Source organism: Methylomonas methanica, assembly GCF_001644035.1.
In the GTDB taxonomy this organism is placed as follows: domain Bacteria; phylum Pseudomonadota; class Gammaproteobacteria; order Methylococcales; family Methylomonadaceae; genus Methylomonas; species Methylomonas methanica_A.
The window spans coordinates 42,304-62,706 of sequence record NZ_LUUG01000071.1 but is presented as its reverse complement, the minus strand read 5'-3'; the positions used below and the strand labels follow the sequence as shown (position 1 = coordinate 62,706).

The following is a 20,403-nucleotide window of genomic DNA, read 5'->3' as shown; positions in this document are numbered from 1 at the left end:
TCGGCAATCTTTTCTGAATTTTTCAACTCAATCCATAGAAGACTGCTTGTTTAAGCAGCCTTCCACGCGGAGAAACAGTTATGTTTTTAGACACGGTATCGGCTTTTTCAAGCCGATTTAGCCTCAACGTGCTGCGATGGCGTGCGGTTATGCCGCTGATGTTTCTTAGTCTGCTTAGTGCTTGTTCCGGTATTCCAACGCTGCAACGCAATGACGATCAAGCTACGCTGCCCGGTACAACCAAAACCACTTACACTAAATCTTACAAAGTTAAAGGTAAAACGTATTCACCCATGCACAGCGCGCTGGGTTACAAAGCGCAGGGCCTGGCTTCCTGGTATGGCGCAGAATCCGGTAATTTTACTGCCAACGGCGACCGCTTCGATCCGCGCGGCATGACGGCGGCGCATAAAACGCTGCCCATCCCCTCAAAAGTTAGGGTTACCAATCTGCGTAACGGCCGATCCGTGGATGTGGTGATCAACGATAGAGGGCCTTTCAAGGCTAATCGACTTATCGATCTGTCCCAGGGCGCGGCGGAACAGATCGGCATGCGCGGATTGGCGGAAGTGACGGTGGAATATTTGGGAAGTTAGGCTTGTTGCAGAATTTGTAACTATTCAGAGAAAAGCCCAACAGCCCTTTTCAAGAGGGTGTGTTTAAGGCGATGAGAATCAAAAAAGGTATTTACATCTCCTTACCCTAGCCATCTCCCGGAGGGGCAATGCAACTTGCAGGTGCGAATTTATTCGCACTATATGCACCAAAGGTCGAATAAATTCGACCCTACAACATGTCCAACTCCTAGCTTAACGTCATTGCTCTGAGGGTGAGGTTCCTAATTGTTACGCCGCCTTCGCACCGAAGCTACTTGCGTTGCGACGATTCTGTACAGCTGTGTGCTATACGTTTTTGTGTCGTTCTTCCACCATCGCATCGATATATTGCATCACCTCGGCGCTGGCGGCCTCGGCCAGTTGCATTTGCCGAATGATTTCATCGAGCATGCCGGGATCATCTACCCATTTGTCGCGAGAAACTTCATAAGCCCTTTGTGTCGTTTTATGCACGTCGGCATGTGGTTGATTCAATTTGGCGTAAGCGCTGGTCGAACGGAATTTTTCATAACCCAGTCCCTCGTAATACCATTTTCCTAACCGGCAATTATGGTTGTCTACCATGATGGCTTGGTGATGAGGGCATTCGTTGGCTGTTTCGACGGCCACATAGCCGTTTTGTTTGTAGACCACATGATCGAGTTTAGCCAGGACGCCGAAAGATTTGTCCTTGGCATAAGAAATGTAATCGACCGAGATCTTCGCGGATCGGGATAAATTGGAAAACTGTTGGCGGAAGGAATTGACTTGCGCCAGTATCTCTTGCGAAAGCGAGGAGGAGCTTTCCGCTTCGGTTTGCATTTGTTCAACCCGTTTATTAAAAGACTTGAGGGTTCTGGATACCTCCAATGCGGCGTTTTTGGTATGTTCGGAGAGGTTTTTGACTTCGTCCGCGACCACCGCGAAGCCTCGGCCGTGCTCGCCGGCGCGTGCCGCTTCTATCGAGGCGTTTAAGGCCAGCAGATTGGTTTGATCGGCAATCCCGGTAATCATCGATAAGGATTCGGTGATTTTTTTGCTGTCGTTAATCAGCGCGCCGATTACATCCGATACCGAATGCACATTGGAGTTGATGTCGGACAGGGAGTTACTGATGGTTTCCACGGCGGATAGGCTGGCGTTGGCGTTCTCGCCTGTTTCCACTGCAATATTTTCTACCTTTTGCATTTGCTCGGTGATATTGAGCAAGTCGCTTTGATTACCTTTCAGATTGTTGAGCAGATTGTTGGTGTTGAGCGCATGCAGGCCTGCCGATAAACGTCGTTTGATCGTCAGTTTGTCGTTTTCATCCATCAACTTGATGGCGTCGTTCATATTCTTTGCAGACTGTTTCAGTATCCCCGGAAAGCCGTCAACCAGGGCATAACGGTCGTAATTGCCTTCTGCGGCGTGTTTAAAACAAGAGTTCATTTCCTTGAAATAAGACTCCATGATGTCCAGGGTTTCATTGAGCTCCCAGGCTATCTTGCCGACTTCACCCATGCCGCGCGTTTTGGTGACGCGATGATAGAGCTGGCCTTGATTGGTGTGTCTCAGCACTTCTTCTATCCGCTCTAATACCAGCAGACATTGTTTGCCGGCGTGCCAGGCGTCCAAGGCCACCACTGGCAACGGCAGCAACAAGCCCAGTATCAGCCAGGAAAAGCCATGTGCCATAAGCGTGTAGATGAAAACGGCAACAGCGGAAAACAGAATGGCGGCCACTGCGTAATTAAGCTTGGTTCTTAAAAACGGAATATTGGCGTTGGAATTCATGGCTTACACTCCGTCGGGTTTATAAAGGCTTAACACCAAGCTATTGTAATTTTTTGCGCCGGCTTGCTTGACCACGTCGAATAGATATTCCAGAGATTTATCCGGGGCATCTTTAACCAAATGGCGTTTTTCTATAACCAGCATTTCCCGATAAATCGGGATGATGACTTCCAGAGCGTTACGGGGGGGATTACGGCGTACCGAATAGTAACCCTGCAATTTACCGTTTTTATCGTAGTCCGGAGTAATGTTGGCAAATACCCAATAAAATCCACCGTCCCGGCATAAATTTTTGGCAAAACCGAAAAATTCGTCACCGGCTTTTAGGGTATTCCACATAAATCTAAATACGCCGCGCGGCATGTCCGGGTGTCTGATGATGTTATGTTGTATGCCCAGCAATTGATGTTCCGGGTAGCCGGCAATTTCCATAAAGATGCGATTGGCATAAGTGATGCGCCCTGAGGTGTCGGTTTTGGAAACGATAAAATCGTCATCCGCGAGTTTTTTTTCGTTCTTGTTAGGGGTGATAGTCGGCTTCATATTCCGTACCTTAATTTGGGGCTATTGGTGGTCAGTCCATGCATGTTCTGCGCGAAAACCGGATGAGCTTGATCATGACCGCATCGGACATTGATTCGATCCGGGGTTGTGATAGCCGCGCATGTTGTGGGGTATTCGCTCGCCACACAAGATTAGCTCAATTGAGCAAATTAATCAGGAGGCGTTTGATTGAAGTTGCTTCGAAAGGTTTGTCCAGTATGGCGGATACTTCGGATTTCTCTATCGCTGCCAAGCGATTTTGGTTTTGCTCGCTGGTGACCATCAGAATGGGTACCGAGCCGCGTTCGGGGTGGTTGCGAATATGGTCTATCAACTGTAAACCGTCCATTTCCGGCATGTTGTAGTCGGTCACAACCAGGTCGAAATACTGTTGATTGAATAGTTGTAAACCCTGTTTGCCGTCGTGAGCCGTGACGATCTGATAGATGCCGATGTTTTCGAAAACTTTGGTGAGATATTTCAACGAGAATTCGCTGTCGTCCACCAGCAGTACCCGCAGGTCTTCGATATCCAGATGCGTCAGGTTAAGTTTTTCCGGGCGAACATATTCCAGCGTGGAATGAAGGGCAGTTTCCAGGGCCTGACGGGTAAACGGTTTGGGTAATATAGCAATCGCGCCGGCCTGGCGGATCGGTTCCAGATATTTGATATTAGTCTCGCTGGAAATCAGCAAAAAGGCCATTTCATACGAGGCGTCGTCATTGCGCAGTGCATGGACCAACTCCACGCCGGTCATGTCCGGCAGATACATTGAGCTGATAATCAGATCGGGCTGGGAGTGCTGTAAGCGTTCGAATAACTCGGCGCCGCTTTGCACACAGGTAATATCGTTTATCTCGCAGTCGTGCAAAAAGTGGGAGATGATTTGTTGCTGAGTATGAGATGGTTCGACGAGAAAAACCTGAAGATTGGCAAGCTGATGGTCTGTCATGGATTAGTGGTGTTTCATGCAGTACAGGGTTAAACCAATATGCGCTTGTTTGGCAAAGTGCTTGGCTGCGATGAAATCCTCGCGAGTTAAGGGTAGTCCATGAATAGAGTGGTCGCAATAAATAAGGCCCACGGTCTTTTTTTCCGCATAAACCGGAAAAACGAAGCACTCGTATTCGCCGATATGTTGGCGGATCTGCGGGGTGTAAAGCTCATGATGTTGCTGGGGAAACAGCCAGACGCCTTCTTGCTGTTGTAAGGCGTGAAACAGTAAGTTTGCCGAGGCTTCGGAATTGTATATGCGGATTTTTTGGTCGAGCGCGATGTTATGCCAGCCCAAGGAAAACTTTTCGTTCAGCGTCTGTTTATCCGGGCTGAGCAGCATGAATAGGGTTCTGTCCATTTCCACACCCCGATGTATGCCTTCCAATACCATTTCAAATAGCCCATTCAAATCGATCTGACCGCTGATATGGCTGCTGATGTCTTGCAAAATTTGAAATTGCAGCTGTTTCTTGTCGGCCTTTTCCTCTTCCGCTTCTTCGAACTTGGCGATGATAGCTTCGGTGCTGATGAATTTGGAGGCATCATTGGCGCCGAACTGCCGGGCAATGTGCACCGCTTCCAAGGTGTTTTTGTCGATCTTGGCTTTTAGGGTTGCCGGCGGCAGGCCGGAAAACTCAGCAACTTTTGCCAGACAAGCCTGCATGGCTTCCGAGTCTTTGCCCGATTTAAGTGCTGCGCAAATCTGGTGGCCCAGTTGCACCATTTTCACCCGTCTCTCCGCGGAGTCCGGTTTGGCGATGGCTTCTTCGATCAAGCCGCTCAGACACCAGGATTTACTGAGTTTTTTGCCCAAGTCCTGCAAGGTAAAGCCCAGTATTTTTTTCTCGGCCTCGCGATTGTTCAGCCCGCTTTTTTCGATTTGCTCATGGACTTTTTTGGATTGCGGATTGCCGGAGCACCAGAAGGCAATGTGGCCGATATTGTGCAGCAGAGCAGCCACAAACACCTCTTCCGGCGAAGTGTCGCCCATGCTTAGTGCCAAGTCCTTAGCTTGCACGGCGGCATGCAAGGCTAACGCAATTTCTCGATTGGCCCTGTCCTTGTTGGTGGAGGACAGCATCGCTTCAAAAAACGAGCAGGCCAGCGTCAGTTCCCTTATCACCTCCGCGCCCAGCACCACGATGGCCCGCGACACGGTGCTCATCTTCTGTTTGGAGGGATTGTAGTAAGGACTGCTGCCAACTTTAAGCAGTTTGGCGGTGAGATTGGGGTCTTGCAGAATCACCGCCGCCAGCTCAATGGCGCCCTTGTGCCTGTCGTCCAACGCCGCGTAGATGTTATGCGCGGTGTTGGAGAAAATCGGCATTTCCTGCACGCGGAGCAACTCTGTCCATTCGTCCAGAGTTTGCGGTGGCTTCTGCGCGGTGCCGGTAGGGGTCATTGGCTTATAAGGCTTTGATTTTGGCGAATTGCTCGTTCAGATTTTTTAAGGACGACTGCAAGCCCGCCAGTTTCTCGCGCTCTTTCTCGATGACTTCCGGCGGCGCTTTATCCACAAACGCGGCATTGCCGAGTTTGCCTTCGATACGCGGTAGTTCTTTTTCGATGCGTTGAATTTCTTTTTCCAGTCGAACCAGTTCTGCGTCCTTGTCGATCAAACCGGCCATCGGAATCAAGATTTTCATGTCGCCGACCAGCGCAATCGCTGATTCCGGTGTATTGTCGTCCGCCGCCAGCCAGGTAATACTTTCCAATCGGCCCAGTTTTAACAGGTAGCTTTCGCCTTCTTTCAGGTAATCCCGGTCAGCGGCGCTGCCATTTTGTAATAGTACATTCAGCGGTTTGCCGGGGGCGATGTTCATTTCCCCGCGTATTCTGCGAATCCCAAGGATGAAGTCCATCGCCCATTGGACTTGGGTTTCGGCATTGGTGTTGATCGCCGCGCTGTCGCTTTCCGGATACGGTTGCAACATGATGGTGGCGGCGGTAACGCCAGCTAACGGTCCAACCCGTTGCCAGATTTCCTCGGTAATGAAGGGCATGATCGGGTGCGCCAAACGCAGAACAGTTTCCAGCACGCGCAACAACGTCTGCCGGGTGCCGCGTTGCAGGGTTTCGTCGTCGCTTTGCAGCGAGATTTTTGCCAGTTCCAGATACCAGTCGCAGTATTCGTTCCAGGTAAATTCGTAGATCGCTTGCGCGGCCAAGTCGAAGCGATAGCTATTGATCGCATCGGTCGTCGTAGCGATGGTGCGATTCAAGCGCGACAGAATCCACAAGTCCGCTTGGCTGTATGTGCACTCAGCGCAATCGATGCCGTTATCCTGATCCTCAGTGTTCATCAGCACATAGCGGGCTGCGTTCCAGAGCTTATTGCAGAAGTTGCGGTAGCCTTCGGTACGTTGTAAGTCAAAACGGATGTCGCGGCCGGTCGACGCCAGCGAAGCGAAGGTAAAGCGCAATGCGTCGGTGCCGAAGGATTGAATGCCGTCCGGGAATTGCTTACGGGTGGCTTGTTCGATTTTCTTGGCCAGATGCGGCTGCATCATGCCGGACACGCGTTTGGCTACCAAAGCCTCCAGATCAATGCCGTCGATGATGTCGATGGGATCGAGCACGTTACCTTTGGACTTGGACATTTTTTGGCCTTCGGCATCGCGGACCAGGCCGTGAATGTACACTTCCTTGAACGGCACTTCACCTTGGAACTTCAAGCCCATCATGATCATCCGAGCCACCCAGAAGAAGATGATGTCGAAGCCGGTGACCAATACGCTGGTGGGGTAATGCTTAGCCAATTCCGGGGTTTGCGCCGGCCAGCCTAAAGTCGAGAACGGCCATAAAGCCGACGAGAACCAGGTATCCAGTACGTCTTCGTCTTGCTTTAACGGGTAATCAGCGGCCAGGCCATGCGTGGCGCGGATTTCCGCTTCGGAATGGCCGACATAGGTATTGCCCTGGTCGTCGTACCAGGCCGGGATGCGGTGGCCCCACCAGATTTGCCGGGAGATACACCAGTCCTGGATATTGCGCATCCACTCGAAATAAGTATTTTTCCAGTTGTCCGGCACGAATTTGATCGCGCCGGTTTCCACCGCTTCGATGGCTGGTTTCGCCAATGGTGCGATTTTCACGTACCACTGGTTGGTCAATAACGGTTCGATAACCGCGCCGGTGCGGTCGCCGCGCGGCACCATTAGTTTGTGATCGGCGATTTTTTCAAGCAAACCTTGGGCATCCAGATCGGAAATAATTTTCTTGCGCGCTTCAAAGCGATCAAGCCCGATATAGGCCTCAGGAATAATAGTAAAGCCGTCGTCGTTACCTCTTATCGCTGCATCGACGGTAAAAATATTGATCAAGCCGCCATGCGGTTGATCAGCGATCACTGACATTTGCTTATGGCGAGTCCAGACTTCGTAGTCATTGAAGTCGTGCGCAGGCGTAATTTTTACAACACCGGTACCGAATTCAGGATCGACGTAGTCGTCCGCGATGATGGGAATGCGGCGGCCGGTCAGCGGCAGTTCGACGAATTCGCCGAGCAGATGTTTATAGCGCTCGTCATCGGGATGTATCGCCACTGCCGCGTCACCCAGCATGGTTTCCGGGCGGGTGGTGGCTACCAATAAATGGCCGGTGCCGTTGGTCAGCGGGTAACGCATATACCACATCGAGCCGTTTTCTTCTTCGGACAGCACTTCCAGGTCGGAGACGGCGGTGTGTAACACCGGGTCCCAGTTCACCAGGCGTTTGCCGCGATAGATCAGGCCTTCTTCGTACAATTTGATGAACACTTCCTGCACCGCGTCCGACATGCCGTCGTCCATCGTGAAGCGTTCTTTTTCCCAATCCAGCGACGAACCCATCCGGCGCAATTGGCGGGTGATGGTGCCGCCGGACTCTTCTTTCCATTCCCAGACTTTCTCGATAAACGCTTCGCGACCCAAATCATGGCGAGTTTTACCGTCGGCATTGATGATGCGTTCCACCACCATCTGCGTCGCTATACCGGCGTGGTCGGTGCCCGGTTGCCACAGCGTGTTGTAGCCTTTCATCCGGTGGTAGCGGGTCAACGCATCCATGATGGTGTCCTGAAACGCATGCCCCATATGCAAACTGCCGGTGACGTTGGGCGGCGGAATCATGATGCAATAAGATTCGCTTCGCGCTTTAGCCAAGTCGCCCTCGCTTTTGGCGGCGAAATAACCGCTCTCTTCCCAAAGTTGATACCAGCGTTGTTCGATAGCGTGCGGGGAATAGGTCTTTTCCATGTTTTGTGTCGGATGAGCTTGGGTTTAAATTAGGGTGAGTATTTTAACCGTAAATGCGCAGGGGGATAGAGTTAAAGGCAGTACGGGGGAAGGGTCGGGTTGTTGTTGATTTTTTTCTGTTTGACAGTGATCTGCTATCGGAGACGGGATGCTTGCTTTGGCGCAGGAAAATTATTGTTAGCGAAACGCACGAGCGTATATCATCGCTTCCTGGATGATATACGGAAACTACTTAATTACTTGTTATGCATTAGGCCAACCACCATATGCCGCCACCGATAGAAGATTGGCTTACTCAGCATCAAAAGGATTCTCACTTCTTCCTTGAAAACCTCCGGGGAGCTGAGTTTCATTGGTTCTTCGTTCAAGCGGTCAGTGCACTGGAGCATGATCTATATGTTCCCGCAGTTAGTTCACTGTTCAATGGCGTTGAAGCCACTCTTCGAGTGACACTGCAACAGATTGCTGACCCTCACGTCCCGCAAGTACCTTCACCATATCGAGTTCTTAGCAATCGGCTAATTCTGGACGCACACGCTCACGGCATGCCGGTGGAAAAATTAGCGTTCGCGGGTGAAAGTAACTTCTTTGAAAAACTGCGGTCGGAGAAACCAGCCCGGGTTGATGTCGAAATCGTTCGACTGAGAAACGATATATGCCACGGCAATGTTTTTGAATTCATCAACCGAGAACTAGGTGAAGGAAATTATTTCTTCACCCCGGAATGCCTCCGCGACTTGGCGGTGTCCCTGTTGGAAATTTCCAAACAATGGGCATTGGCACTCGGAAAATTTAGGCATGAGCGGTTTCATGCATAACCCGGCAGTCAACCGGACCTGCGCGAAAAACCGCGCAGGCCTGTTACTTCCACGTTAGGTCTATGAATGGTTTTATACGCAAGCACCCAAATTTGAATCATGGCCTTCGATTGCTCAAGGGCCGTAGGATGTGCTGAACAAAGTAAAGCGCATCGGTCGCGACAGATGCGCCTCCTGACGTCGGCACATACTATTTAGCACTCGTAGCTACGATTGCGCTACGCTAGTCACATTTACCTCGGCGCCAAATCGCCACTCAATCATGAATCTTCGCGACCTTACTCAACAATTCGCTTCAGAAGGCCGGATCGAAGCAATTATCCTCCGTCCGGCACGCGGTGAGTCGGCGGTTGTTGTCAACGAAGCCCGCGCGGAGCCGGGTCGGGGACTACTGGGCGACCGGCGGGCAAATGCCGCTCGTTCCGGCAGACAATCGTCAAAACGCGAACTGACTTTGTTCCAGGCCGAGCATTTACCTATTGTCGCCAATTGGTGTGGACTCGGGGAATTGCAGCCGACTCGGCTGCGGCGCAACCTCGTGGTTTCGGGACTCAATCTTATCGGTATGCGCTCGCCGTTCCCGGATGCGATATTGGAATGGGCAGTGGGCGATGAGGTGATTATTCAAGTCACCGGCCCTTGCGATCCGTGCTCTAAAATGGCTGCTGAATTGGGATTGGGAAGCTATAACGCGCTACGCGGTCACGGGGGCGTGACGGCGCGGATTTCGGCCGGTGGCTTGATTCGAGTAGGTGACCGGGTACGCTTGAACGCGATTCAAAATGTGGAGCCAAAGGGACTGGGTTGAACAGCGTGTAACCCTGTCTACAAAAACGGTCAAGCCCGCTGCCGCTGCAATACCAATGCGGTTTTGGTGAATGCTTGCAATACCGGACCCGCGCCGGCAATAGCCACCGCATCGACCAAACAATACCAGGCGGCAACGCCGCTGGGCGGATTGCCTTGCGGCAGGTGTGAGGCGGGATCAATCTCGGCCCAAGCCCAGGTGCCGGCGCTGGTGCCGACGATTTCCAGCCAGGAAGTGATGAAGAAGGCGCCCAAGTAAACCATAGGCGAGCGGCCCTTGAATAAGTAGCCCAAAAACACCACAAACAATACTGCGCCGATAATGTCCAAACGCCCAAAGCCGCTAAGCCCCCAAGCCACCCAGGTGCCGCAGACGGCAACAACGAAAACCGCAATGCGGCGGGCGTGTTGCTGAAACAAGCCGGAGCGGCCCAGTGCCACGGCGGTCAGATATACCAAGCCATGACCAGCCGGTACATAGGCCGGCACGTTTCCGAAGCGGTAGATATAGCCTTTCATGTAAACGGAAGCGAAATACTCGCCGATTACCGCAAACGTCACCGCCACCGCCACTTGCGTACGCACGTATTTACATTCTCCGCGCAGCCAGGCGATTAAAAACAGCCAGCCGAAAAACGCCAACACGTATTGCATGAACTGCGGGGCGAAACCGTCCATCGTCAAGCAGATGGTGGTGGTGACAAAGGTAAACGCCGCAATCTGGTAATCGCGTTTATGGTGCTCGGCGACGGTATTGGCGGCGGGGAAATGCGGTAAGGAAAAGAAACTCATGGCTTAGACAAAGGCGTAGGCAACGGCGATATAACGCAACACTTTACCTAAAAAAATCGCCAACAGCGAGGATAGTATGGAAAGGCGCAACCAGCCGCCGGCAAAACACAGGCCGTCGCCGACCAACGGCAGCCAGGAAAACAGCAAGGCCCAGCTACCCCAGCGGCGCACGGTGTTTAAGGATTTTTGATGTTGTTTGGCTAAAGCCTCCGCCGGATATTTTTTGGCGGCCCATAGGCCTAGCCACCAAGTCGTCATCGCGCCCAACGTGTTGCCAATGCTGGCGATTGCTACCAACTGGCTGACCGAATGTTGCTGGCTGTTAACCAGATAGGCCAATATTGCTTCGGAACCGCCGGGGGCGACCGTGGAGGAGATGAAGGCGCTGATAAATAATCCCAAAGGACCGAGCGATTCTAACTGCATTTGTTTGGCTCATAAAAAAAGCCCCTGAAACGATTGTTTCAGGGGCTTTTTGTTCAGTCTTTATTTATCCGGTAAAGCAATGACGTTTTTGCCGGATACCATTTTGATCAGTTTGCCGATCAGTTGTATGACATAACCGACGCCATGCGCGACTTGCTCCAGCACGGTGGCGATAATCTCGCCGGCACTCATGCCTTTAAAACGTTTTGCCAGCCAAGGTGCGGCAATAAAGCCGATAGCCAAACCGATCACGGTGGTGCCGGAAATAATTGAATCATCGACTGCTGCAGCCGGTGCGGGGGCTGCCGCGACTGCTGGGGTTGCCACAGGGGTGCTGCTGGGAGCCGGCGCATCAAGTACGGGGTCATAAGGTTTGCCGCTGTAATCGTCCGGGAAAATCGCTGCGGTTACGCCAGGAATGCTGGGTAAGTCTTCGCTGCCTTTGCCGACTTTCAATTGGGCTTTCATGCCTTTTTCCATGTGCTGAGCGATGTCGCAATGCACCAAATAGGTTTTGTCGCCGGGCGGCAGGATCAAGGTACCGGATACTTTGCCGGGACCGCTCACTTCCAAATGGAACATGCCTTTCGGGTACAAATATTTCGGTAAGCCATGCATCATCCATTGATGGCGGATATCATCTTCGTTGATGAAATGTACGGTGAGTTTGGTGCACGGTTCGAATTGAAACTCCTGCTGGTCGAACGCAAACATGGTGCCGGGGAATTTCTCGGAGTATTTGTGTCCGGCATGCACGGTAATTTCCTTGGTCGCGGCGATTTTATCGCAGCCGCCTGGCAAGGTGTCGGTGTTTTGGCCCATGACCATGCCGCCATCCATATCCATCAAATGACCGTCGCCGTGGTTCATCATCTGATTGTGATCCTGGATCTCTTTTGCGGACACAGTATTAACAGACAAGGCACAGACCAGTGTGGCAAGTGATACGAATTTGACCATTATTGCATTACCTCGAAGGGGCGTTATGTATAGCGTCGATTATGCCGCGATAGTTCTGATTGACAAGGCTGCCGGAAAGTACGTTATTCCGCCGCGCAGCATAGGCGGAATAACGATTCTTGCGGCGTGTTTCTTAGATTTCTTTGGCTTTACCGATCATCTCGTCGACTTTGCGTTTAAAGCCGGCGTTAGACAGATAGAATATGTACAAGCCCGCGAACAACACCAGCGCATAAAGGCCATAGCTGGCTTTGCTGGTAGGTTGGCCTGCGCCGGCTTTAAAGCTCATATGAGCATCCAATCGTTCGCCGTTATCTTGCAGTAGCGTGATGTGGATCAAATGTTTGCCTGCTTCTTGCACACCTTGCGGCAGGTTCAGAATCACGGTGCCTGATTTGTGTTTTTCGGCAGCCTGGAAGAACACCCTTTTACCTTCCGGTTCTTTGGTCACTTCAAATTCGATAGCCATGCCGCGATAACGTTGATCTTGATAGTCGAATACCAATTGAGTCAAGGTGTTGGTATCTGGAATGTTGCCGCAGAACTCTTCCGCCGGGTAGGCATTAGGCTGATAGGCGGTGTAATGGATCCAGTGATCTTTTTCCAGTTCGAACTTACATTGGTCAGTGTCGGTACCTGCGGCGCCACCGTGCGCCAACACTGCTGATGAAAAAATCAGGCCCAACAAGCCCAATAAACCGTTTCTTAATATGCGAGAGCTTCTCATAAATACCCTTCCCGTGTTAATAAATGCTGTAGTTTTTATTATTTTTCATGTGGTTATACATGAACGTGTTTAAATCATTGGCGAACGTAACTGCCTGATTTCGATCAAAACAGCGACTAACTCTAGCACATCGCTATAGGCAAAGAAAGGCTATCGTGCCGTAGTTGAGATGATCGATTCAAGCTGTAATTTTTTTTGTCAGCAATCAAAGACAATCCTTATAATGGGGTTATGAATCATTCCTTTAAATTGTCTCTGCCTGTTCAGGTCTACTGAAATATCCCCCTATCCGGTTAATTAAATCACAACAATATGTCCAAATTAATAAACTCTGCCGAATGGAATGCCGTTAAGCAACATCACCGTGAGATTGCCGGCAAATTTTGCATGAAGGATGCGTTCGATAAAGATCCGCAACGCTTCGACAAGTTTTCCGTGACATTTAACGATTTGCTGTTCGATTTCTCTAAAAATCTAATTACCGAAGAAACCTTGCCTTTGTTGATCAAATTGGCTAACCGCGCAGAACTCTCGGCCAAGACCGAAGCCATGTTCTCCGGCTCTATTATTAATACCACGGAAAAACGCGCTGTTTTGCATACCGCCTTGCGCAACCGCAGCAACAAGCCGGTATTGTTTCGCGGCCAGGATGTGATGCCGGAAATTAACAAAGTGTTGGCGAAAATGCGGGTATTTACGGAACAAGTGCGTTCCGGCGCCTGGACCGGCTATACCGGCAAAGCCATAACCGACATCGTCAACATCGGCATCGGCGGTTCCGATTTGGGCCCCAAAATGGTCGATACCGCGCTGGCGCCCTACGGCAAGGACGGCTTGAAAGCGCATTTTGTGTCCAATGTCGATCAGACAGACATCGTCGAAACGCTGAAACCGCTCAACCCGGAAACCACGCTGTTTTTGATTTCCTCAAAAACCTTCACTACGCAAGAAACCATGACCAACGCCCGTTCGGCGCGAAACTGGTTTTTGCAATCCGCAGGCGATCCCGCGCATATTTCCAAACATTTCGTGGCCATCTCGACCAACGTCACCAAGGTTAAGGAATTTGGCATCGACCCGGACAATATGTTCGAATTCTGGGATTGGGTCGGTGGCCGCTATTCCTTGTGGTCCGTAATCGGCATGTCGATTGCCCTATACATAGGTATGGACAATTTCGAAGAGTTGCTGATGGGCGCGCACATTGCCGATGAACATTTCCGCAGCGCCCCATTCGAAAAGAACATCCCGGTCATCATGGGCTTGTTGGGTATCTGGTACAACAACTTCTTCGAAGCGGAAACCTACGCCATTTTGCCGTACGCGCAGTCCTTGAAGTTTTTTGCCGATTATTTCCAGCAGGGCGATATGGAAAGCAACGGTAAAAGCGCCACGATCAGCGGCGATAAAGTCGATTACAACACCGGCCCGATTATCTGGGGACAGCCTGGCACCAACGGTCAGCACGCTTTTTTCCAGTTGATTCATCAGGGTACCAAGCTTATCCCCGGCGATTTCCTGGCGGCGGCGCAAAGCCAATACAATTTACCGGATCACCACGACATCCTGATCTCCAACTTTCTGGCCCAAGCCGAAGCCTTGATGCGCGGCAAAACCGAGGCCGAGGTTAGAAAGGATTTGAGCCACGAGCCCAACTTGGATGACGCCTTGATTGCCTCGAAAATTTTCGAAGGCAACAAACCTTCCAACTCGTTTTTATTCAAAAAACTTACCCCCAGAACCTTGGGCACCCTGATTGCGTTTTACGAACACAAAATCTTCGTCCAAGGCGTGATCTGGAATATCAATTCCTTCGATCAAATGGGTGTGGAATTGGGTAAAGTGTTAGCACGGGCGATTCTGCCTCAACTCAAAACCGAAGACGTCGTCACCGACCACGACAGCTCTACCAACGGCTTGATCAACGCTTATAAGCGCTTGCGGAAATAAGCACAGGGCAATTCACGCAGGGTCTTAGGATTGTAGATCATCCCGGCCCTCTTCGAGGGCCAATGCCATAAACTTAAGGTTTAACCGTTCGTCTTTATGCCCTGCGGGTACTGAGCAAAGTAAGCCATCTTCGGGCGTATGGTGTTACCAAGAAATAGCCACTGTTTGAGACGATTTTTAGATTTTTTGCTCGCTTAAAATTCTACGTTGTCAGATTCTCAAAGGCGCTCGTCATTTTTGCGGATTGCCGAATTCAGACTCAATTAATGATCGAAGCCATGCCTCCATGGCTCTCGATGCCCGCTCTTGTGCCCTTGTGGGTATCCAGACGGGCCTGCGGCGTTGGCTTAAAGCTGGCAAAGTAGCAGTAAGCAATTTTTGTAAGAACTGGTCGAAGTTCCAAGCAGTCTTTCGACAGGCTCAATACCCACAGGGCATAAAGGCGAACGGATATTAAAACGTCAACGCGCCGTATCAATAGACGAGTACTTCGATCATAGGTCGCGTCCACAAGGCAAGCGGCAATTTCATTTACTGCGGGTATTTACCGACCGCTTGATCGCGCAACCTGCATCCATCCGCCAATAAGCTAGGCATTACCTATTTCGATTATCTGCTTTTGAGTCCGATATCTAACCCGAGAATTTTTGGCAATCCTTTAGATTGACGCTAACGAAAAATGTCCGCAATAATCTTTTTTTATAGGAAATTCAAGAAAATCAGGTTATGGAACAACTCACCGATCTCAAAGCCATCCTCCACTCCAAGCGCGCCAACATCTACTACCTGGAAAAATGCCGGGTGATGCAGAAAGACGGCCGCGTCCTCTACCTGACCGAAGCCAAAGACGAAAACCTGTATTGGAATATTCCCATCGCCAATACCACCGTTATCCTGCTTGGCACAGGCACCTCGATCACCCAGGCGGCGATGCGCATGCTGGCTAGTGCCGGCGTACTGGTCGGCTTTTGCGGCGGCGGAGGCACGCCCTTGTTTAGCGGCTGCGAAATCGAATGGCTAACGCCGCAAAGCGAATACCGCCCCACCGAATACATCCAGGGTTGGTTAAAATTTTGGTTCGACGACGCACAACGTTTGACGGTCGCCAAAGCCTTTCAACAAGCCCGAATCGATTACCTGCGCCGGGTCTGGAACAAAGACCGCGACCTGCAAGCCGAAAACATCTTCGCCGACGACAGCGCCATAGCCGCCGCGCTGGACGATTACGCCTCGCAAGTCAAGCAGGCCGGTAAAGTTGGCGATTTGCTGCAACGCGAAGCGCTGCTGACCAAACAACTTTACCGCTACGCCGCCCAAGCCACCAAGCACACTGACTTTAGCCGTGACCACGACGCCACTGACCTAGCCAATGGCTTCTTAAACCACGGCAATTATCTGGCTTACGGCCTCGCCGCCACCACGCTATGGGTGCTCGGCATTCCGCACGGCTTCGCGGTGATGCACGGCAAAACCCGGCGCGGTGCCTTGGTATTCGACGTTGCCGACTTGGTCAAGGATGCCATCGTCCTGCCCTGGGCCTTTGTCTGCGCCAAGGAAAAAATGAGCGAGCAGGAATTTCGCCAGCAAATCCTGCAAAAATTCACCGACCACAAAGCCCTGGATTTCATGTTCGAGCAGGTTAAGCAACAAGCCATCGGGGTATCGGAACCCTCTCCCTCCGGGAGAGGGCAGGGTGAGGGGAATTCACCATGATGGTCACCTTCGTCAGCCAATGCCAGAAAAAAGCCCTGGCCCGCACCCGCCGCGTGCTGGACGCCTTCGCCAACCGGATAGGCGACAACACTTGGCAGACCGTGATTACCGAAGAAGGCCTGCAAGCGGTGAAAAAATTACTACGCAAGACAGCGACGAAAAGTACCGCCGTGTCCTGCCACTGGCTTAGGTCGCGCAGCCGTAGCGAGTTGGTTTGGATAGTCGGCAATCGCCGCCGCTTCAACTCGGAAGGCATCGTGCCGGTCAACAGCACGCAAAAAACGGTCGTAAACAACCACTGGGAAAGCGACTGGCATTATCTGCCGTTGATCAAAGCGCTGACTACTTTAGCTGCGCTATTCCACGATTGGGGCAAGGCATCGCTATGTTTTCAAAATAAACTGTCGTCCAAGCAGCCGCCCGACCCGTTGCGGCACGAGTGGTTATCGTTATTGCTGCTGAAAGCGTTCGTTAACGGCGCAACCGGCGACGCCGAATGGTTAAAGCGTTTGGCGGACGGCGTGATCGACGAACACGCAATCCAGCAAGCCGTCTGCCAAGTCGGCAAAAAGCCGATGGAAGGTCTGCCGGATGCCGCCGGCTTGATCGCCTGGTTGGTGGTTACGCACCACAAGCTGCCGGATTTTAGAAATAAGGACGCCGCCAAAGCGTGGCAAGATGAACCTGCGCTGAGTCTGCGAAAAACCCTTGCCTACATCACCGCTGACTGGGGTTATCAGAACGAAGCCGACACCGACCGCCTGAACCAATGTTTCGAATTTCCCCACGGTCTGCTCAACCAATCCGCTCCATGGCTGACACAACTACAAACGGCGGCGACCAAATTGCAAGCTTGCCTGCCGATGCTGGAACAAACGATGGCCGACGGCAGTTACCGGCTGGTGCTGCACTATTCCCGGTTGAGTCTGATGCTGGGCGACCACAACTATTCTTCGCAAGAGGCCGACAAAAGCTGGCAAAAAATCGTACCGCTTTACGCCAATACCGATAAGCACGGAGAACTCAAGCAACTTCTGGACGAGCATTTGGTGCGGGTCGCAAAACAGGCCGTGACCGTCGCTCGCCGCTTGCCTTTATTCGAATCCGAGCCGCCGCCGGTCTACGACGTAAAGCGGCTGAAACAAAAAAGCGCCGATGCCCGTTTCCGCTGGCAGGACCAAGCAGTTGCGGCCATCAAGGTGTGGAAAACCGTGCGGAATTTGGCGGAAACGCGTTTCGGTTTCTTCGCGGTCAACATGGCCAGCACCGGTTGCGGCAAAACTCTGGCCAACGCCAAAATCATGCAAGCCTTGTCCAAGGACGGTGAAAGTTTGCGTTACGCTTTAGCCTTGGGTTTGCGCACCTTGACGTTACAAACCGGCGATGAATATCGGGCGCGCATTGGCCTGGATAACAGCGAATTGGCGGTACTGATTGGTTCGTGCGCGGTGCTGGAACTGCATAATCAAGCCCGGCAAAAGACGGAAGCCAGCGGGGCTGACGAGAAAAGCGGCTCGGAATCGGCCGAAGAATGGTGGGACGACAACGACGTCGATTTCGACATTCCCGACCAAGCGCTCAGCGCCTTAAGCACGCTATGGACCGATAGGGCCGGCCAAATTGACCAGCGCAAGCAAAAATTCCTCTATGCCCCGGTGCTGGCCTGCACCATCGATCATTTGATGGCGGCCACCGAAACCCGGCGCGGCGGGCGTTACATTCTGCCCAGCTTGCGGCTGATGTCGTCGGATTTGGTCATCGACGAAATCGACGACTTTGATGGTGATGATTTGATTGCTATCGGTCGCTTGATTCACCTGGCCGGCATGTCCGGCTGCAAGGTAATGATTTCCTCTGCGACGATTCCGCCGGCCTTGGCCGAAGGTTATTTCAACGCCTACCGGGAAGGTTGGCGTTTGTTTGCCCAAGCTCGCGGCTTGAACAGCCAAATCGGCTGTGCGTGGATAGACGAATCGGACTGCGAAATCGCCACACTGCAAAACGCCGACATTCAAGCATACCGGCAAACGCATTGGATCTTTGTCGAAAAACGTAGCGCCAAGTTGCAAAACATCCGGCAAAATCCCGCCAAACGCATCGCCGAGATCGTCGATTTTTCTCCGTCCGAGGATAACAGCCTGTCCGTCGAGCAGGCTTTCTTTAAGACGATTCAAGATGCGGTGGTTGAGCAACATCGCCGCCATGGCGAGCCCGACCCGCACAGCGGAAAACGGGTTTCGTTCGGTGTGGTGCGGATGGCGAACATTCCTCCCTGCATCGCATTGACCCGTTATCTGGCGCAATCGCCGGATTGGCCGGAGGATATCGAGATTCGCATCATGGCCTACCATAGCCAGCAGGTCTTGTTATTGCGCCACGAACAGGAACGGCATCTGGATGCGGTGTTAAAACGCGACCAGCCCACCGCAGTGTTCGACGACTCTGTAATCCGCCGGTATATCGACCGCTGCCAAGCCGACAACTTAATTTTCATCCTGGTAGCGACACCGGTCGAGGAAGTCGGCCGCGACCACGATTTCGATTGGGCGGTGGTCGAGCCATCGTCTTATCGCTCCATCATCCAGTTGGCCGGGCGCGTATTGCGGCATCGGCCACACACGCCGAAAGCGCCGAATATCGGCTTGCTGCAATACAACTTGAAAGCGCTGTTGCAAGGCGACGATCTGCCGGCTTTTTGCCGACCGGGCTTCGAAAGCCCGCGCCAGCAGTTGGCGACGCATGACTTGAAACGGTTGATTCCTGCTGAACAATTGCAGGCTATCACCGCCGCGCCGCGTATTCGAAGCAGCGCCGAACTAAGGCCGGCCGAGAATCTGGCCGATCTGAAGCACCATTGCATTCAAAATTTGCTGACCAGCTACGGCCAATGCGGGCCGGAAAGCCTGCAAGGTTGGCTCGGCGGATGCTGGTGGTTGACAGCCTTGCCGCAACATCTGACTCCCTTTCGCCAATCCGATAAGCAGTGCATTTTATTCGACGTGCCAAACGAAAATTTCGATTGGCAGTTCGTCGAGAAACTGCAACAAGGCGGCACAAATACTGTCGAAAATACGTACAAAATCGAGCGAGTGGCACTGAGCGAACGGGAACGGGAAAGATGGTGGCTGCATCGGGATTATGCCGAGCTACTCGAGCGACATGCCGAGGAAAAGGGCTGGACGCCAACCGACACGGCTTTGCGTTACGGCGAAATCAATGTGCGGATTGACGACAACGATCTGCTGTCTGGTGAACGCTTTGTGTTTGCTTATTGCCAGGAGCTGGGGTTTTGGAAGCCTGGTAAAGATCAACGTCGCTAACGCTTAGTTTGTGACGGATTACGGGCCTTCGGGCCGTAAACTGGTCGCCACAGATAAAGCACCTAATTTCTTATTACTTTCGAAGGCGCGAATGATTGAGGGAGGCGTTGAATTTTTTCATTGGAAAAATATCATTCCTGAATGCTAGAGTATCTGAAGGTATTACCTTTTAATAACAAGGTGCTCGCTATGGCCACATCCATCAAGATAGACAATGATCTCAAATTCCGGATTCAGCACTTAGCCGAGTTGCGGCATCGTTCGGCTCATTGGATTATGCGCGAAGCAATCCGCGATTACGTGGAACGTGAAGAATCCAGAGAAAGTTTCAAGCAGGAAGCCTTGGCCTCTTGGCAAGCCTATCAAGAAACCGGCAAGCATTTAACCGGCCAGGAAGTGGGCGACTGGCTGAATACTTGGGGTACCGATACGGATCAAGAGGCACCTGAGTGCCACGAGTAATTGTCACACAAGGGGCGATACAAGGCTTGGAGCGCTGCCGTCGATTCCTTATTGCCAAAAATCCTTTGGCGGCAAAACGTGCGAGTCAGGCCATATCGGGACAATTCCGACTTTTAGAATCGGAGCCCGATATCGGGAGGCCCTTGCAAGACATCCAGGAACTGCGCGAGTTGATTATTCCGTTCGGCGATTCTGGTTATGTGGCGCTCTATCGCTATGAACCGGGTGCCAATGCGATTCATGTCCTAGCTTTCCGCCATCAAAAAGAAGCGGGTTACTAAT

Annotated in this window: 17 protein-coding genes; 8 read left to right on the top strand and 9 right to left on the bottom strand. The window is 51.9% G+C overall.

Features of this window, described 5'->3' with window-relative positions; genetic code table 11:
- Positions 1-80: 80 nt before the first annotated feature.
- Positions 81-596 carry a septal ring lytic transglycosylase RlpA family protein gene (locus A1332_RS11800; RefSeq protein WP_064008684.1) on the top strand — a complete coding sequence of 172 codons (516 nt, stop codon included), beginning with the start codon at positions 81-83 and terminating at the stop codon, positions 594-596.
- Positions 597-902: 306 nt separating this feature from the next.
- Here A1332_RS11800 and A1332_RS26310 read toward each other — a convergent pair whose 3' ends face one another.
- The 5 genes from A1332_RS26310 to A1332_RS11775 all read right to left on the bottom strand — a co-directional run bounded on the left by A1332_RS26310 (position 903) and on the right by A1332_RS11775 (position 8,146).
- A complete protein-coding gene (locus tag A1332_RS26310; RefSeq protein ID WP_064008683.1) occupies positions 903-2,372 on the bottom strand; it encodes a methyl-accepting chemotaxis protein in 1,470 nt (489 codons plus the stop codon).
- Between the two features lie 3 nt (positions 2,373-2,375).
- Positions 2,376-2,915 (bottom strand): PAS domain-containing protein, encoded by a 540-nt coding sequence (locus A1332_RS11790; RefSeq protein WP_064008682.1) that lies wholly within the window; start codon positions 2,913-2,915, stop codon positions 2,376-2,378.
- A gap of 157 nt (positions 2,916-3,072) precedes the next feature.
- Positions 3,073-3,867, bottom strand: a complete 795-nt coding sequence (locus A1332_RS11785) for a response regulator (protein WP_064008681.1) — start codon at positions 3,865-3,867, stop codon at positions 3,073-3,075.
- Between the two features lie 3 nt (positions 3,868-3,870).
- Positions 3,871-5,313: an HDOD domain-containing protein gene (locus A1332_RS11780; RefSeq protein WP_064008680.1), complete on the bottom strand. Its 1,443-nt coding sequence runs from the start codon at positions 5,311-5,313 to the stop codon at positions 3,871-3,873.
- Positions 5,314-5,317: 4 nt separating this feature from the next.
- Complete coding sequence (locus A1332_RS11775) at positions 5,318-8,146, bottom strand: valine--tRNA ligase (RefSeq protein WP_064008679.1); 2,829 nt, start codon at positions 8,144-8,146, stop codon at positions 5,318-5,320.
- A gap of 266 nt (positions 8,147-8,412) precedes the next feature.
- Here A1332_RS11775 and A1332_RS11770 point away from each other — a divergent pair, with 266 nt between their 5' ends.
- Positions 8,413-8,964, top strand: coding sequence for a hypothetical protein (locus A1332_RS11770; protein ID WP_064008678.1), 552 nt, complete (start codon positions 8,413-8,415; stop codon positions 8,962-8,964).
- Positions 8,965-9,226: 262 nt separating this feature from the next.
- A complete protein-coding gene (locus tag A1332_RS11765; RefSeq protein ID WP_064008677.1) occupies positions 9,227-9,772 on the top strand; it encodes an MOSC domain-containing protein in 546 nt (181 codons plus the stop codon).
- Between the two features lie 29 nt (positions 9,773-9,801).
- On the opposite strand, the gene A1332_RS11760 is transcribed toward A1332_RS11765, so the two are convergent.
- From A1332_RS11760 to A1332_RS11745, 4 genes are all read right to left on the bottom strand, one after another.
- Entirely contained in the window at positions 9,802-10,563 is a 762-nt protein-coding gene (locus tag A1332_RS11760) for a hypothetical protein (protein WP_064008676.1), read from the bottom strand.
- A gap of 3 nt (positions 10,564-10,566) precedes the next feature.
- Positions 10,567-10,989 carry a YqaA family protein gene (locus A1332_RS11755; RefSeq protein ID WP_064008675.1) on the bottom strand — a complete coding sequence of 141 codons (423 nt, stop codon included), beginning with the start codon at positions 10,987-10,989 and terminating at the stop codon, positions 10,567-10,569.
- Between the two features lie 60 nt (positions 10,990-11,049).
- A complete protein-coding gene (locus A1332_RS11750; RefSeq protein ID WP_064008674.1) occupies positions 11,050-11,949 on the bottom strand; it encodes a hypothetical protein in 900 nt (299 codons plus the stop codon).
- A gap of 133 nt (positions 11,950-12,082) precedes the next feature.
- The gene (locus A1332_RS11745) at positions 12,083-12,676 is read right to left on the bottom strand and encodes a hypothetical protein (protein ID WP_064008673.1); all 594 of its coding nucleotides are present in this window, start codon (positions 12,674-12,676) and stop codon (positions 12,083-12,085) included.
- 312 nt (positions 12,677-12,988) lie between these two features.
- On the opposite strand from A1332_RS11745, the gene pgi reads away from it, so the two are divergent.
- From pgi to A1332_RS11720, 5 genes are all read left to right on the top strand, one after another.
- Positions 12,989-14,626, top strand: coding sequence for a glucose-6-phosphate isomerase (gene pgi, locus A1332_RS11740; RefSeq protein ID WP_064008672.1), 1,638 nt, complete (start codon positions 12,989-12,991; stop codon positions 14,624-14,626).
- Between the two features lie 726 nt (positions 14,627-15,352).
- Positions 15,353-16,339, top strand: coding sequence for a type I-F CRISPR-associated endonuclease Cas1f (gene cas1f, locus A1332_RS11735; protein WP_064008671.1), 987 nt, complete (start codon positions 15,353-15,355; stop codon positions 16,337-16,339).
- Positions 16,336-19,659 carry a type I-F CRISPR-associated helicase Cas3f gene (gene cas3f, locus A1332_RS11730; protein WP_064008670.1) on the top strand — a complete coding sequence of 1,108 codons (3,324 nt, stop codon included), beginning with the start codon at positions 16,336-16,338 and terminating at the stop codon, positions 19,657-19,659. The genes cas1f and cas3f overlap by 4 nt, the downstream gene beginning before the upstream one ends.
- Positions 19,660-19,848: 189 nt before the next feature.
- Entirely contained in the window at positions 19,849-20,121 is a 273-nt protein-coding gene (locus tag A1332_RS11725) for a CopG family ribbon-helix-helix protein (protein WP_064008739.1), read from the top strand.
- Entirely contained in the window at positions 20,109-20,402 is a 294-nt protein-coding gene (locus A1332_RS11720) for a type II toxin-antitoxin system RelE/ParE family toxin (RefSeq protein WP_064008669.1), read from the top strand. Before A1332_RS11725 ends, A1332_RS11720 begins: the two co-directional genes overlap by 13 nt.
- Position 20,403: the final 1 nt, after the last annotated feature.

Coding starts and splice junctions, on each gene's coding strand:
- A1332_RS11780 (WP_064008680.1), bottom strand. CDS start 5,313: ATGACCCCTACCGGCACCGCGCAGAAGCCACCGCAAACTCTGGACGAA.
- A1332_RS11785 (WP_064008681.1), bottom strand. CDS start 3,867: ATGACAGACCATCAGCTTGCCAATCTTCAGGTTTTTCTCGTCGAACCA.
- A1332_RS11755 (WP_064008675.1), bottom strand. CDS start 10,989: ATGCAGTTAGAATCGCTCGGTCCTTTGGGATTATTTATCAGCGCCTTC.
- A1332_RS11765 (WP_064008677.1), top strand. CDS start 9,227: ATGAATCTTCGCGACCTTACTCAACAATTCGCTTCAGAAGGCCGGATC.
- A1332_RS11760 (WP_064008676.1), bottom strand. CDS start 10,563: ATGAGTTTCTTTTCCTTACCGCATTTCCCCGCCGCCAATACCGTCGCC.
- pgi (WP_064008672.1), top strand. CDS start 12,989: ATGTCCAAATTAATAAACTCTGCCGAATGGAATGCCGTTAAGCAACAT.
- A1332_RS11770 (WP_064008678.1), top strand. CDS start 8,413: ATGCCGCCACCGATAGAAGATTGGCTTACTCAGCATCAAAAGGATTCT.
- cas3f (WP_064008670.1), top strand. CDS start 16,336: ATGATGGTCACCTTCGTCAGCCAATGCCAGAAAAAAGCCCTGGCCCGC.
- A1332_RS26310 (WP_064008683.1), bottom strand. CDS start 2,372: ATGAATTCCAACGCCAATATTCCGTTTTTAAGAACCAAGCTTAATTAC.
- A1332_RS11750 (WP_064008674.1), bottom strand. CDS start 11,949: ATGGTCAAATTCGTATCACTTGCCACACTGGTCTGTGCCTTGTCTGTT.
- A1332_RS11745 (WP_064008673.1), bottom strand. CDS start 12,676: ATGAGAAGCTCTCGCATATTAAGAAACGGTTTATTGGGCTTGTTGGGC.
- A1332_RS11800 (WP_064008684.1), top strand. CDS start 81: ATGTTTTTAGACACGGTATCGGCTTTTTCAAGCCGATTTAGCCTCAAC.
- A1332_RS11790 (WP_064008682.1), bottom strand. CDS start 2,915: ATGAAGCCGACTATCACCCCTAACAAGAACGAAAAAAAACTCGCGGAT.
- A1332_RS11775 (WP_064008679.1), bottom strand. CDS start 8,146: ATGGAAAAGACCTATTCCCCGCACGCTATCGAACAACGCTGGTATCAA.
- A1332_RS11725 (WP_064008739.1), top strand. CDS start 19,849: ATGGCCACATCCATCAAGATAGACAATGATCTCAAATTCCGGATTCAG.
- cas1f (WP_064008671.1), top strand. CDS start 15,353: ATGGAACAACTCACCGATCTCAAAGCCATCCTCCACTCCAAGCGCGCC.